This window comes from Thermogemmatispora onikobensis, from assembly GCF_001748285.1.
In the GTDB taxonomy this organism is placed as follows: domain Bacteria; phylum Chloroflexota; class Ktedonobacteria; order Ktedonobacterales; family Ktedonobacteraceae; genus Thermogemmatispora; species Thermogemmatispora onikobensis.
This window is the reverse complement of sequence record NZ_BDGT01000004.1, coordinates 145,168-158,117: the sequence shown is the minus strand read 5'-3', so window position 1 is coordinate 158,117 and position 12,950 is coordinate 145,168. Positions and strand designations below refer to the sequence as shown.

Genomic DNA, 12,950 nt, shown 5'->3' with positions numbered 1-12,950 from the left:
CACCGCGATGGATGGAATGAATCGGTGCGCTTCAGCTGGCTTTCCCCGGCTACTTACCTGCTTCCTCTCCTCCACAATCAGGTAGGGCTCTCAGGCTCCTATGCCGCGCTGATCTGAAGGAGTGAGGGATTTATGCCGACGAGTCAGGATCAGGAGAACGAAACGCTGCGTCGCTGCCCCCGCTGTGGGGGGCTTCTCTACAAGCCCCTGGGTAGCTCTTTCTATTGGCATGCCGATAGTAACCATCCACCTTGCGACATCACCAATATCGCCGAATCCTCCTTCAAGCCGCCCAGTACAGAGGCCGAGCACCCGGCAGAGAGGCGTGAATCCTCGAAATAAATCCGCCTTGCCGGGCGTTTCCTTCTCTAGAAGAGGAGGACCGTGCCGAGTCCAAGGAGAAGATCGAGCGCAAAGGGGTGCCTGTACAACCCCAGGCCCGCGACTACGTAATATCTCTTGATGAGGGAGGAAGCAAGAAACGACAGTGGCTCTGGCTGTCGTCTTGCAGAGAGGCTGCACCCGATGCTCATTACAGTATAGCGGAACCGAGAGGCAGCGGAAGCAGCTTGTTTCCCTGAGTGAGGTGAAGCATGTATAATCCACGCTATAATTCGCCGTTTGGTATGGGGGGAGAGCGCAATAACTGGCTTGGCTCCTATCCCTATCAGACGATTCCTTACGTCAACGAACGAGCGGGGAGCCTGGTTAGCAAGGTCATGCTATTGCTGGCCATCTCCTTCCTGGTGGCCTGTATCGGTACCTTTGTCGGTATCTCCTTCTTTGCTCAGGTAGCCAGCTTTGGAGCCTATCTGCTGGTTGCCTTTGGGGGCCTGATCGTCCTCTTTATTCTGCAGCTGGCGATCAACGTCCACGGGCTGAACCTCTTCCTGCTCTACCTGTTCACTTTCTTGGAAGGAATGTCGCTGGCGCCCCTGGTGATGGCACTGACCGGCGCCGGGATGGGGAATATTCTCGGAGAGGCTTTCTTGATTACGGCCTTGTCCTCATTGGGACTGGCTGCCTATGCCTGGACCACACGCCGTGACTTCTCAGGTCTGGGGAAGTACCTCTTCTTCGGCCTGATTCTCTTGCTGGTGGCGGGCATCCTCGGCCTCTTCTTGCCCGGCCTCTTTGGCACGGGTCTGGGTGGCCTGCTGATCTCCGTCGTCGGCATCGCGATCTTCGGCGGCTATGTCCTCTACTATGTACAACGCGCCAAGTATCTGGCCGACACCTTGCCCAATGCCATCATGCTCACCGTCGCCATCTTTGTGACGGTGATGAATCTCTTCCTCTACATCCTGCGCTTCCTTATGATCCTGCAAGGAGGAAGCCGCGATAATCGCTAGCGGGCAAGCAGCTCGCCGGCAAGACACGGCCTGGCAAACGCTCGGCTCGCCTGGCTGCGGAGGGAAACAAGGGGCCGGATTGGCCAATCGATAACCGGCAAAGGCTGAGAAATGAGGAGAGGCCGATCAGCTGACTTTGTCAGTATCCTTCCTCTCTTGGCTTGGCCTTCTCGCCAGGCGGGCAGCATAGTCTGCTCAGCCGGTCCTTCGACAGGACTCTTGTCACAATCAAGGCGCTCGCTATTGCGAGGGCCTCGCTCTGCTGAGTATAATCAGACGGTGGCCTGGCTCTCTGGAATAAGGGCAGCGCTGCCATTGTTTTCCTAACTGAAAGCCTTTGAGGCTATCTTTGCTTCCTCAAAGCTCAAAGAGCAAGGAAGGAAGGAAGAAAGAAAGAAAGAAACCCATTTCTATTCCAGGGAAAGAGAGTCACGCGAATGGCTGAGCGTTCCAATCTGTTCCATATCAGCGATAGCGACTTCGAGGCGCGGGTGCTCAAGTCTCCGACGCCGGTGATCGTCGATTTCTGGGCAACCTGGTGTCCCCCCTGTCGCGCCCTCGCTCCTACCTATGAGAAGCTGAGCGACGAATATCAGGGGAAGCTGGCCTTTGCTAAAATGGATATCGACGAGAACCCGATTACACCCTCGCGCCTGTACGTCCAGGCCGTCCCAACGCTGATTGTCTTTAAAGACGGTCGAGAGGTTGCCCGCTTGGTGGGTCCTCATCCGCTGCGCCTGAAGAGCGAGATCGATCGCATCCTGGCTCAGGCCAGCGTCGCCTGATCCTCTTGCTAAGCGGGTAAGAGGAGCAAGAAAGAGGCAGTGTCGAAGGAGAAGTGCGACGATGAAGGCTGTTTCCAAAACCGCCCGTCTGACTCGCACTTCTCCATGTATGTTCCCCTCTCGACGCTTTTCGGCTTTTATGATATATTCTTCTCATCATCCTGACTGCCTGAGAGGTAGAATCCTGTTGTCTGGACATAGGGGGGACTGCATATTATGCCAATGTTGGAACGTTCGAATCCGCTGCCGCTCTATTACCAGCTGAAAGAGGTGCTCAAGCAGCAGATCCGCGCTGGGCATCTCGCCCCACATACGGCGATTCCATCCGAGCCGGAGCTGGTGGCACGCTACCGCGTCAGCCGCGCAACGGTGCGGCAGGCCCTGACCGAACTCGTCCATGAGGGCCTGTTGTATCGTCAACATGGCAAAGGGACTTTTGTCTGTGAGCCGCGCGTGCAGCAGACGCTCAGCGAGCTGACCAGCCTGAGCGAGGATATCCGCCGCCGTGGCAAGCAGCCGGGTGGGTTGCTGCTCGTCAGCGAGCTGGTGCGCGGTTCTGAAACGGTGCGCGAGCGCCTGCGCCTGCTCGATGAGGAGCAGGCGATTCGTCTGGTGCGTGTACGGACTGCCGATGAGGTGCCCATCGCTTATGAGGTCGATTATCTGCCATATCCGCGGGCGACAGGCATCTATCAGCGGGCCAAAGAACTGGGTGAAGGCTCACTCTATAGTATGATGGCCTCGGAGGGCCTGACCCCCTATATTGCCGAGCAGAATGTGAAGGCGGCCTTGCCCTCGGCGCGCGAGGCTGAGCTTCTTCGCATTCCCCCGGACGAACCCGGTTTGCGCGTCACTTGCACAACTTTCGATCAAACTGGCTCACCTATCGCCTATAGCGAAGTCTTCTATCCCGGATCGCGCTATGAATATATGGTCACATTGCGTGTCGCCAAGTCCTGAGTGAGCGGTCGCTGGCCGTAGCGATTATCGCCTGGGGCGGGCGGTGGTTGGTGAGCGAATCCTGTAGGAACTCTTGTTTGTGCCTGGGGAGAGCTGGACCGACGCCTTGCTCTCCCTCCTGTCTTGCACGACGCTGATTCACAGGACAGCTCATGCCAGCTGTCCTCGGCTACTTGTCCTGAAGAATGATCTGCCACAGAGCAGGCCGACCCGCTTGGCTGTAGGGACCGCCGATATCACGGAGGAGCAGTGTTGCTCTCCCCGGGGCCGGTGAGGAACCGATCTCGCTGACCGGGCCCCTTCATCGACCAGGGGAACCGGTCTGCTCTCTCTGGCAGCCTCGATCTCTCTCCTCCTTCGCTTCGGCCCCCTCCCCTGTATCCTGCTTCCCTGGCCGGGACTTTCTGCCCCTCGCCGGACCAGCAAGAACAGACTAGAAGAAGCTCTGACGGCATGTTATACTAGGCCGGGACGTGCTGTTGCGTAGAGCTTTACGCCGTTGACCACTGTTAGTCAAGCACGCTCTGATGAGCAATCAAGAAGGGTAGCTACTGATGGAAGACATTCCGCAAAGAGAAGAGGCTGCTGAGTCGGCGACCGCTGCTCAGAATGGCGTGGCTGATGCTCGCCGCCGTGAGGAGCAGGAGTGGACCGATCGCGGCAACGAGGCGGCACGCGCTGGCGACTATGAGCAGGCGGTGGCCGCCTTTGAGCGCGCGGTGGTTGCCAATCCCGACAGTGCCCGCTCGCGTTACAATCTCGCTTTAGCTCAGCAATATCTGGGCGATCGAGAGCTGGCCATCGCCGGCTATCGACGCGCCATCGATCTTGATCCTGGTCTGATCGAGGCTTATATTAACCTGGGCCATCTCTATAGCGAGCTCGGTCTCTATGAGGAGGCTATCGAAACCTTCCAGCAGGGGCTGGAGATCGATCCTGAGAACGACGAGCTGTACGTCTGCCTGGGCGATGCCTATCGTCTCCAAAACCTCTATCAGGATGCGGTCCAGGCCTATCGGCAGGCGCTCATCCTCAATCCCGATCATCCGATGGCCTCCACGAACCTACGCGATGTGCGTGAGCGCATCAATGATCAGCTGCGCCGACTTATGGCTCAGGAGGCCGAGATCGATGAGAACCCTGCTGATCCCGCGCGCTACGCCGAGCTGGCTTCCATCTCCCTCGACATGCGGCGCTACGATGAGGCTCTCTCGGTCGCTAACCAGATGTTGGCCCTGGCCCCTGATGATCGGGCTGCGTATGATGTGCTGGCCCAGGTCTATGAACAGATGGGCGAGCGTGATCAAGCGGCCCAGACCTATGAACGTATTGTGAGCCTGGCCCCAGAGGATGCCAATGCCTGGGAACGCCTCGCGTACTGGCGCTCCCTGCAAGAACAGACCGAGGTCTCGCTGCAGGCCTATCGTCGGGCCCTGGAGCTTGATCCCCTTCTTCAGAGCGCCCGCTTTGGCCTGGCGGAGACCTGTATGGAAGCTGAGCGCTATGAGGAGGCTGTCAGCGCCTATCAGGAGCTGATCGCTGCTGCCGATGGGCTTCAGGAAGAAGAGCTGGCTGCGGCCTATGCCGGCCTGGCCGATGCCTACAACGCTCTAGGCCGCCATGAGGAAGCCATCGCGGCTGCCAACCAGCTTCTCCAGCGTTTCGAAGACGATGCAGAGGGGTACTATCAGCTTGCTACCGCCTACGACGCCCTCGGACGCTATCAGGAGGCCATCGAAAACTACGAGAACGCCATCGAGTCCGATCCGCTCAATGCCGACTATTATAACGCCCTCGCTGAGGCTTATCGCGAGGTCAAACGCTACAACGAGGCGGTTGAGATGGCCCGACAGGCTATAGCGCTGGACCCCTCGCTGGTGCTGGCCTATGAGACCCTGGCTCGGATTTACCAGGAGATGGGGCGACCCGACGAGGCGCGCGAGATCCTTGCTCAAGCGAGCGAGCTGCGCCAGGCCAGTGAGGCCCTCTAGCTTCTGGTCCTGGTTGATCAGGCTTTTGCCTGGCACCGTTCGTGCAGGCGGGAAGGGGGAGAGGCGGCGCGGTGCGGCTCGGTGCAGCGCAAGGCAGCGCGCCGCACATTACAAAGGACCCGCTGCCTTGGGAGTGGGTTTCTTCTCCTGGCCGCTCCGCCCCTGGTTCGCCGGGTGGCTATAGCTCATGGCTCCAGGCGACCTTTAATTGTTTCGGCGAAGCTCTCCAGGTCCTCCAGGCGCTGCCGGATATGGTCATAGAGCAGATCGCGGTTCAGCGTGCCGGGATCGCGGATAAGGGCATCGCGCAAGTTCGTCAGAACCTCCAGGCGGTAGGCGAGCGTCTTGGGGATCAATTGCTGAGCTGCCACGATGCTCAGCAGTTCATGGTAATCCTCGGGTCGGCGCAGGCCGAAAGAAGCGACCAGGATGCTGCAGATCTGCAGGCAGGCTTCAATGGCAAGTTGGAGATAGCGCTCTGCCAGGCCGTAGATGCGGTAATCGCTGGTGAACTCCTCGCGCTGCGTCTCCCCCAGGCCGTGCAGAATACCAATAGCCTCGCTTAGCTGCTGCAGGTGACGCTGCACCAGATCCTTGTCTATTGGGAGCAGTTGCTGCTGCAGGCGGCGGCTCAGGGCCTGGTTTTGAAGCTCGTCGAAGCGCTTGAAGTCCAGATAGTCCATGACGGCCTTGGTCTCAAACATGATACGCCGCTTCTCATCGCGGCTGTAGAGAACCTGGCCATACTTGATCACTTGCAGCTTAAGCAGCAGCGACGCCTGATTCAGAATCATGACATCAATATTCTCGGTCTCCAGGCGTCTGGCCAGCTCGCTGAAAAAGTAAAGCTGATAGTCGAGGAACTGCTCAGCGCGCACCTGGTCCATCAGGAGAATAGCAATATCGATATCGCTCAGTTCGCCGAAGGTCGTGCGCCCCTTCAGTATACCTGTCAGATACGCGGCATTGACGGGATTCTGGGCGAAGAATTGGTGAAGCTGTGCCTGCTTCTCAAAGAGATTCATCAGCAGCCTCCGATCAAACTCCTTGAGGACTGTCGGGAGACAGTGGCAGAAGGCTTCAAGGAGTATCCCCCATCCGTTGAGAGACCGGGGGTGCTTTTCAGCCAGTCCTTTGCCTGCATGCAACAGTCTAATGAGAAGAGAGCTGCTTTCCTCCCTCTTCTGTATGTAATATTCTACCATAGAAATGGAGCTGCAACGGCCCCCTGTCTGCTGCGCCTCTGCCCAGCTGACTGAGAGAGCGGCCTGTCTGCTCCTTGACTGAGACGCCGCTCCCCAACGCTTGCCTCTCGGCAGGCGGCGCAGCAACGCGAGGTGGGTTGAGAGAGGCGAGCGGTGCTCAACTCAGCCCTCTACCCAGGCTTCTCCGTCGAGGCTGACCTCTTTTTTCCAGATTGGGACGGTGGTCTTGAGGGTATCGATGATGTAGCGGCAGGCTTCAAAGGCTTCGGCACGATGGGGGGTTGCGACCACAACGATGACGCTCGCCTCGCCGATCTCCACGCGCCCAAGGCGGTGAGCCACTGCTACCCGCTCTGCTCCCCAGCGTTGGCGTGCCTCCTCCACAATGCGCCGAAGCTGCTGCTCTGCCATCTCGGGATAGGCATCGTACTCCAGGTAGCGGATCTGCTTGCCACGGGCGTGGTTGCGCACCACGCCCTCGAAAATGACAATGCCGCCGACCTCGGGCGCGGCCACCGCGGTCACCAGCGCCTCGCGATTCAGCGGCTCGCGCGTAATCTGAATCACCGGCTCCATAGGCCCATCCTGCCAGAGAGAAATGCTCTTCCCCTGCCCAGGAGAGGGCGGCTGCTTATCAGGCCGCCCCACCCCCGAGTGGAGGAATAAAGACAAGCTCATCATCTTCCTGCAGCACTCGGTCCGTGGGAACGTATTCGCGATTCACCGCGCACAGCGAGCGCTCCAGGATTGGCTGCAGACGGGAATAGCGAGCGACAAGTAGGGCCCGTACTCCGGCAACGTCGGTTCCCTCGGGCACCGTCAGGAACTCGGCATCCTGACCCGCGATCTCGCGTAATCCCGCAAAGTAGCGCACACGGATCTTCATGCCAAGAGTATATCACGCTGTTTGCGCGACTGTACAGCTATGCGCAGTCTGTGCAGTCCGCTGGTCAGCCTTGACTGGCAGCCCGTCGCATGACAAACTCGGCCAGCGTTCGCACTGCGACCCCTGTGACTCCTTTCTCTTGATAAGGCCTGGAGCTATCCACAAAGCTCGTACCGGCGATGTCCAGATGGGCCCAGGCTGCTGAGCCGGCGAAGTGCTCCAATACCTTGGCGGCAGTGATCGAGGCAGCAGGTCGACCGCCAGTCTGCTTGATATCGGCGACCTCGCTCTTGATCTGCTCGCCGTATTCGTCGTCCAGTGGCAGGCGCCACAGCTTCTCTCCCACGGCCTCACCCGCGGCAATGAGTTCTTCGCTCAAGCGCGTATCGTTGCTGAAGAGGCCCGTGTAGACATGTCCCAGGGCGACCACGATGCCGCCGGTGAGCGTCGCGACATCGATGATCGGGGTCAGTCCCTCGCGCGCGGCGTAGGACATGGCGTCGGCCAAAATGAGCCTTCCCTCGGCGTCGGTATTCACGATTTCAATGGTCTTCCCATTCATGATACGCAAGATATCGCCTGGTCGGTAGGAGCGCCCATCAGGCATATTCTCGCAGGTCGGGACGAGGGCCGTCACATTCAGGGCTGGTTTGAGGCGAGCGATGGCCTGGATCGCCCCCAAAACAGCAGCAGCTCCGGCCATATCGCCTTTCATCGTCACCATGCCATCTGTGCTTTTCAAGGAGAGGCCGCCGCTATCGAACGTAATGCCCTTGCCGACCAGAGCCAGCCCGCCTGCCTGCTCTGGGGCGCCGCGATAGCGCAGGATCGCCAGATAGGGAGCTTCGCTGCTGCCACGCGAGACGGCCAGGAGGCCCCCCATGCCCAGCTCTTCCATCTGGGGGCGTTCCAACACCTCGCAAGCAAGGCCCCAGGTTTCGGCCATGTTGCGGGCCCGGCGAGCCAGCTCACTGGGCGTCAAGATATTCGGCGGCTCGTTCACCAGATCGCGCGCGAAGTTGGTCGCCTCGGCCAGGATGCGGCCCCGCTGAAGAGCCGCCTCGAGCGTACTGCTCTCGTAAGCTCTCTGGGCAGGCCCCAGCTGTAGCAGCAGTTCGCGGACGGCTTCCTCGGAGTCTCTTGGGCCATTGTTGCGATAGCGACTAAAGCGGTACAGCCCAACGAGGAACCCTTCCACCTGAGCTTGCAGAGCGGCCAGTGTTGTCAGGGCCTGCGGTGAGCCTGGTTCCGGCTGAAGGCTGGCCACATCGATGGCCAAAACCGCGCGCCGAGCGCCTTTCTCCTGCAGCTGGCGAGCCAGGGTTGCGCAGGCCCGCCGCAAGGTACGTGGTGCATCGCGCTCCAGATCGCCAAGGCCGAGCACAATCAGCCGTCTGGTGGCAAGGCCACCCGGCGCAAAAAACGTCGTAATCTCCCCGCTATAGCCTTTGATCTCGCCGCGGGCACAGCTTTCCTGCAGCAGGCCCTCCAGGCGGGCATCTACCACCTGTGCAGGGGCACTCAGGCGGGCCTGCTCGCTCCCACGCGGACGGCCTGCGCTCACCACGAGTGCATCGCAACTGATCTCTGTCAGAGGCTCATTAGTCAGCCGAAGATCGAGTTCCACAGTCTCCACAGTCTCACTGGCTCCTTTGCACCAAAGTCATCATCGTATGAGAGGCCAGACACCTAGCGGACTAGCAAGCGTTCAACGAGATCCAGCAACTGGCGCGGCTTAAAGGGCTTCAACAGATACTCGTCGTAGCCGCCGCTAGGACTTGAGCCGCGAGCCTCATCGGGGGGGTAAGCCGTAACAGCTACGATTGGCACGCGCTCCATCCCCGGACGGGCGCGGATCAATTGCGCCGTTCGCTGCCCATCGAGAACGGGCATCAGCAGGTCTGTGAGAATCAAATCGACCTGCACCCGCTCTAGCAAATCCAGTGCTTCGCGGCCATGCGTCACTGAAAAGCAGCGGTAGCCGCGGGAAGAGAGGACCTTCTCCAGCAGCAGGCGATCGGAAGGATCATTCTCGATGATCAGAATTGTGGCCTCACGTCGTGTGGAAGATACACCGGTATCCATCGTCATCGATCGTCACTGTCATCCTAGATGCTCATCGTGGAGAAACTGGAGGTGGCGGGCGTGGGTGGTGGAGCAGACAACGTTGACTGACCTGACCGCTCATTCAGGCTCCTGAGCGGCTCTGGGGCTTCGGGCTGGTTGCCAGGGGGAGCACAAAGGAAAAGATCGAGCCACGCCCTGGCATGCTTTCCACGAAGACCTCGCCACCCTGTAACTCCACGAGCTTACGGGCAATCGTCAGACCCAGGCCAGTGCCTCCAAACTTGCGCGCTGTGCTGCTATCGGCCTGGCGGAATGCCTCAAAGATATACTCCAGCGCTGCCGGCGAGATGCCGATCCCGCTATCGTGCACAGCAATACGCAGCATATCATAGCGTTCCAGGAGACTGCAACGGATCGTAATGCCGCCACGCTCGGTGAACTTAATGGCATTGGAGACCATATTGACCAGCACCTGACGCAGGCGATAGCTATCGGCCAGTACCCGCGGCAGCTCCTCGGGCAGCTCCAGCTGTAAGGATAGGTCGCGAGCGGAAGCCAGAGGCTTCAGCTGATCCACAACCTCTCGCAAGCAGCCCTCGATCGCCAGCGGCTCAAGGCGCACCTCCAGGCGGTCGGCCTCGATCTTCGAGAGATCGAGCATATCATCGACCAGGTGCGACAGATCCTCGGCCCGGCGGATCATAAAGCGGATGTGCTCTTCCTGCTCCGGTGTCAGTGCTCCCTCGACGAAGCCATCCACCAGCAACGAGCCGTAGCTAATGATGCTATGCAAAGGAGCGCGTAGCTCGTGGGTGACCGTGGCCAGGAACTGCGACTTCAGCTGATTCGCGCGCTCCAGGGCGACATTCTTCTCCTTAACCTCGGCGAAGAGCAGGGCGTCTTGAATAGCCATCGCCGCCTGGATGGCCGCCGTACTCAACAGGAAGGTATCGCGCTGGGTCAGTTGATAGGGGCGCTCCGAGTAGAGCATAATCGCCCCGATCGTCTCATCTTGCAGTAACAGGGGCGTAGCGATCACTGCGCCGTAGCCGGCCTCCAGTGCCAGCCGCGCCCAGCGCTCCTGCCGCTCCTGGTAGATTGCATGCACGTCCTCGCCATAGGCGATTTTCTGCTTCTGCATGGCCATCCGGGCAAGCAACAGATCCAGCTCACGGAGCGCCTCGTGGGGAATGCGGGGATGGGGAGGTTCCACACGAGCGACGGCGGCCAGCAGACGTGGTGGACGGATCACTCGCCGCCGGGGGGCCGGAGGCGTCGGGCGTGGCAGGGCGGTCATTTTCGTTGTGGCGGCCAGCGTGATATCGGCGCGTGGGTCAGTATAGACACGGACCTGACCCTGGCGATAGGTCTCACCGGTCAAGATCTCAGTGCGCGGAGGGTCGTTGCTCCACAAAGCCACTGCCCAGGGAGCAGGCTGATCGCGCCCGTAGAGCAAGAGCGAGACCTGGCGTACCTGCATAATGACGCCGAGCCGGGAAACGATCTCGGCCAGCAAATGCTCCAGATTGAGCGTCGAAATCAGAGCATCGCTCATGCTCAGCAGATCGCTCAGCTGGCGTGTTAGCAAGCGACTTTCTGCATCCTGTTGGGCCAGGGCCGAGCCGAGCTGCTGAAAAGCCTGAGAGAGGGCCTCCAGCTCATCGCCTGGGGGCGTAGTCGCTGGGAGCGCTGGTGGCGGTGGCGTGGAAGCAGGTATGCGGGGAGGCAGCGAAAGTGGCAGACGGAGGCCCTGCTCTACCCGACTGAGCAGCTCAGAGAGAGGAAGGCTAACGAGCTGGCGAACCGCGATGCTGAGGAGCAAGAAGCCCGGGGCCCAGGTAAAGAGCAGCAAAGAGGCAAGCGCCAGCCAGACGTGAGGAAAAGCCGTCTGATGGGCTGAGAAATAAGAGAGCAGAGGCCAGCTCAGGGCCAGGAACAGGCTCAGGCAAAGGAAGCAGATCAACCCCGCCGCCAGAATCAATTTAGCGCCCAAAGAACGCACCATCGCACGCATGCGAGCACAAGCCTCAGCAATAGATAAGGGGAGGGCGGAGTCCGGCTCGTCCTCCCCTCCACGTACCGCGCTGGCAGAAGAGCTGGCGCTTGCCTGGCCAGCCCCAGCGACACGAGCAGCACGGCGAGGTGGACAGTCAGCTCCAAGAGAAGGAGCCGCAGCACCCCACGAATCAAAAGGGCGTCCAGGCTGATAGCACCATCAGCGAGCCTGCTCTGCTTCTTTTGCTGGCCGCCACTTGCGGGTGGGCCTGCCCACACCCCGCCATCTGTTCAGGCTCCTCTATTATAACGGATGAGAGGGAGCCTGTGTTAGCGGGGTGACTGGTGTGCCAGCTCTGGCGGGGGCGGGATCATCCTCGATATGCTCCACATAGCCGCTGCGGAGCAAGCGGGCCACAGTACAGGCCACATCTTGCTCATCGCGATGGACGAGACGAGCGATCTCGCTCAGGCTCCGTTTTCCATTCAGCAGCAGAAAGACCAGGCGTTCGCGGCGATCGAGCTGAGAAATAATTTCGGGCCTGGCCGCCTCGGGGAGCGCGCGAAAATAAACATCGTAGTGCTGCAGCTCAGCTCGCGTTGCTGTCTCTGCAGCGGCGGCGCGCTCCAGTCTCGGGGAAGAAGCAGCGGCAGGCGAGGTCAGCAAGATCGGTGCGGCGCGTGTCGCGGCATGCTTCAAATATTTACTGAGACCCCAAGCTCGTAGCATGACATCCCTCCTAACCTATTCAGTTCGCACTGCGAATCCGCCCCTGGTTCTTGAGAAGTGCCTGGGACCCACCACTACTACATTATACTCGTGACGCCTAGGTCGAAGGCTGGTTGGCGAGGAGCAGGACAGGCGGGGGAGGGAGTAAGGGGGAGGGGCGAGCGAGGGCTGTCGGTGATGCCGCAGGGCGGGATGAGGCAGGGGAACAGATGGACGAAGGAAGCATCCCGCCATGAACAGCGCCAACAATGAGAGCAGCGGCAGGGCAGAGGATGCCAGCAGCGGCCAAGTGGACAGAAGGGCAAGAGCACCAGGTACGGACGCTGTGCCCTTCCCTGCCTGGCTGACGGTGCCGGGTCATCGCCTTCCCGCGGCGGAGCTACTTAGAGCCGACCCCTCGCTCTAACGCCTTATAGTGTTCCCGGAAGGACTGACGCGCGCGCGACAGATACATCTTCACGCCGCTCTCAGCGATATTGAGGGCCTGAGCGATCTCGCTGTAGGAGAAGCCTTCCTGAGTATAGAGCAGCAAAGCGGCCCGATACTGCTGGGGCATACGTCGCAGGGCGGCGCGCACCAGCTCGGTCGTCGTATAGACCTCCTGTGGATCAGCGCTCTCCATATCGGCTGGCTCGTGGTCGAGATCCTGCCAAGGAAGCCAGGCGATCAGCTTCTTACGGCGCAGGGCATCGTAAGCTGTATTGGTCGCAATGCGATAGAGCCAGGCCGAGACCTTGAGATTGCTGTCCATCTTGGGCAGAGCGCGGAACGCCTTCAGGAAGGTATCCTGAGTCAGATCATCCGCCTGCTCGCGGTCACCTACCAGGTGGTACACATAATTATAAATAGATGTTTTATACTCGTCGTAGATCTGATCGAAAGACCAGGTCCTCTCTTTCGTTTCCGCCCTAGCCATGCGCGACATCCCTTCGATGTTGACTATAGCTAGAATCTTGTTGTCCCTCGCTCACAGCCGGAG

The 12,950-nt window shown here is 59.9% G+C and carries 13 protein-coding genes; 5 read left to right on the top strand and 8 right to left on the bottom strand.

The window, feature by feature from the left end:
* Nucleotides 1-132 precede the first annotated feature (132 nt).
* The 5 genes from BGC09_RS03295 to BGC09_RS03275 all read left to right on the top strand — a co-directional run bounded on the left by BGC09_RS03295 (nucleotide 133) and on the right by BGC09_RS03275 (nucleotide 5,088).
* Entirely contained in the window at nucleotides 133-342 is a 210-nt protein-coding gene (locus BGC09_RS03295; RefSeq protein WP_069802044.1) for a hypothetical protein, read from the top strand.
* A gap of 251 nt (nucleotides 343-593) precedes the next feature.
* Nucleotides 594-1,352, top strand: coding sequence for a Bax inhibitor-1/YccA family protein (locus BGC09_RS03290; RefSeq protein ID WP_069802043.1), 759 nt, complete (start codon nucleotides 594-596; stop codon nucleotides 1,350-1,352).
* Nucleotides 1,353-1,789: 437 nt separating this feature from the next.
* Entirely contained in the window at nucleotides 1,790-2,137 is a 348-nt protein-coding gene (trxA, locus tag BGC09_RS03285; protein WP_069802041.1) for a thioredoxin, read from the top strand.
* Between the two features lie 216 nt (nucleotides 2,138-2,353).
* Nucleotides 2,354-3,097, top strand: a complete 744-nt coding sequence (locus BGC09_RS03280) for a GntR family transcriptional regulator (RefSeq protein ID WP_084657897.1) — start codon at nucleotides 2,354-2,356, stop codon at nucleotides 3,095-3,097.
* A 554-nt stretch (nucleotides 3,098-3,651) separates the two neighbouring features.
* Nucleotides 3,652-5,088, top strand: coding sequence for a tetratricopeptide repeat protein (locus BGC09_RS03275; RefSeq protein ID WP_069802038.1), 1,437 nt, complete (start codon nucleotides 3,652-3,654; stop codon nucleotides 5,086-5,088).
* 185 nt (nucleotides 5,089-5,273) lie between these two features.
* Here the strand turns inward: BGC09_RS03275 and hepT are convergent, their stop codons facing one another.
* The 8 genes from hepT to BGC09_RS03235 all read right to left on the bottom strand — a co-directional run bounded on the left by hepT (nucleotide 5,274) and on the right by BGC09_RS03235 (nucleotide 12,887).
* Nucleotides 5,274-6,113 (bottom strand): type VII toxin-antitoxin system HepT family RNase toxin, encoded by an 840-nt coding sequence (hepT, locus tag BGC09_RS03270; protein ID WP_069802036.1) that lies wholly within the window; start codon nucleotides 6,111-6,113, stop codon nucleotides 5,274-5,276.
* A gap of 342 nt (nucleotides 6,114-6,455) precedes the next feature.
* Nucleotides 6,456-6,869 carry a molybdenum cofactor biosynthesis protein MoaE gene (locus tag BGC09_RS22020; RefSeq protein ID WP_084657902.1) on the bottom strand — a complete coding sequence of 138 codons (414 nt, stop codon included), beginning with the start codon at nucleotides 6,867-6,869 and terminating at the stop codon, nucleotides 6,456-6,458.
* Between the two features lie 58 nt (nucleotides 6,870-6,927).
* Nucleotides 6,928-7,179, bottom strand: a complete 252-nt coding sequence (locus tag BGC09_RS22015) for a MoaD/ThiS family protein (protein WP_084657895.1) — start codon at nucleotides 7,177-7,179, stop codon at nucleotides 6,928-6,930.
* A 64-nt stretch (nucleotides 7,180-7,243) separates the two neighbouring features.
* Nucleotides 7,244-8,815 (bottom strand): leucyl aminopeptidase, encoded by a 1,572-nt coding sequence (locus BGC09_RS03260; RefSeq protein ID WP_141727608.1) that lies wholly within the window; start codon nucleotides 8,813-8,815, stop codon nucleotides 7,244-7,246.
* 53 nt (nucleotides 8,816-8,868) lie between these two features.
* A complete protein-coding gene (locus BGC09_RS03255) occupies nucleotides 8,869-9,270 on the bottom strand; it encodes a response regulator (protein ID WP_069802034.1) in 402 nt (133 codons plus the stop codon).
* 97 nt (nucleotides 9,271-9,367) lie between these two features.
* Nucleotides 9,368-11,260: a sensor histidine kinase gene (locus tag BGC09_RS03250; RefSeq protein WP_084657894.1), complete on the bottom strand. Its 1,893-nt coding sequence runs from the start codon at nucleotides 11,258-11,260 to the stop codon at nucleotides 9,368-9,370.
* Between the two features lie 285 nt (nucleotides 11,261-11,545).
* Nucleotides 11,546-11,971 carry a hypothetical protein gene (locus tag BGC09_RS03240; RefSeq protein ID WP_069802028.1) on the bottom strand — a complete coding sequence of 142 codons (426 nt, stop codon included), beginning with the start codon at nucleotides 11,969-11,971 and terminating at the stop codon, nucleotides 11,546-11,548.
* A gap of 379 nt (nucleotides 11,972-12,350) precedes the next feature.
* Nucleotides 12,351-12,887, bottom strand: a complete 537-nt coding sequence (locus tag BGC09_RS03235; protein ID WP_069802027.1) for an RNA polymerase sigma factor — start codon at nucleotides 12,885-12,887, stop codon at nucleotides 12,351-12,353.
* Between the last annotated feature and the right edge of the window lie 63 nt (nucleotides 12,888-12,950).